Here is a 580-nt window from a genome sequence, read left to right as displayed (position 1 = left end):
CAGCCGTAAGAACAGTGTCTGGATGGTAGAGAAATCTCATAATCACCCATCCAGACGCTTCCTGAGAATCTAACCCCGTCAGTCGTGACTATCCACTGACTCGATGGGAAGTACCGACTATGCAAAGCGGCTCTTTCGGCTTCCGGGGGTGAAACATGAGAGTTCGAGCCTCTCAAAAGTACAAATTGAACCGGAATGGGAACACGAACAAATAATCCGAGCAGCGGCGAATGCCGACCATGAGGTTCCAACCACGTATGCGGATGTGCTAAGGGATGTATTTGTTTCTCAGAAGTCACTGAGAGTCAATTCAACCCAGTTCTTCCCTGATGAACCACTTGACACATTTCGAATCCTCGATAGCGACAAGACGGTGTTGGAGTTCTCGTCGGAGGAGCGAGAAATTGAAACTCCTCTTGTTGAGCAGAGGGAACACCCGTCTGGCTCTCTTGAAACTGCAAAGTCGCTAGTTGTCCACTCTGGCTCAGGAGTCCAGCAGCTGATACGTAGTCCTGAGTGAAGCGGGTGAATCAGGAACCTGATTCATCCGCTGTCCGGATACGCACCTGGTGAACCTACC

1 protein-coding gene is annotated in these 580 nt (G+C 50.5%); it reads left to right on the top strand.

The features are described 5' to 3' along the window. The first annotated feature begins 103 nt into the window (after window positions 1–103). Window positions 104–520 carry a hypothetical protein gene (locus ACR3FF_RS27335; RefSeq protein WP_458191245.1) on the top strand — a complete coding sequence of 139 codons (417 nt, stop codon included), beginning with the start codon at window positions 104–106 and terminating at the stop codon, window positions 518–520. Window positions 521–580: the final 60 nt, after the last annotated feature.

The sequence above is a fragment of the Haladaptatus ordinarius genome, assembly GCF_054177595.1.
Note: the sequence above shows the minus strand (reverse complement) of the source record. Positions and strands in the feature narration are given on the sequence as shown.

Excerpts from the sequence above, each read along its gene's own strand:
- ACR3FF_RS27335 (WP_458191245.1), top strand. The coding sequence starts at position 104 with ATGGGAAGTACCGACTATGCAAAGCGGCTCTTTCGGCTTCCGGGGGTG.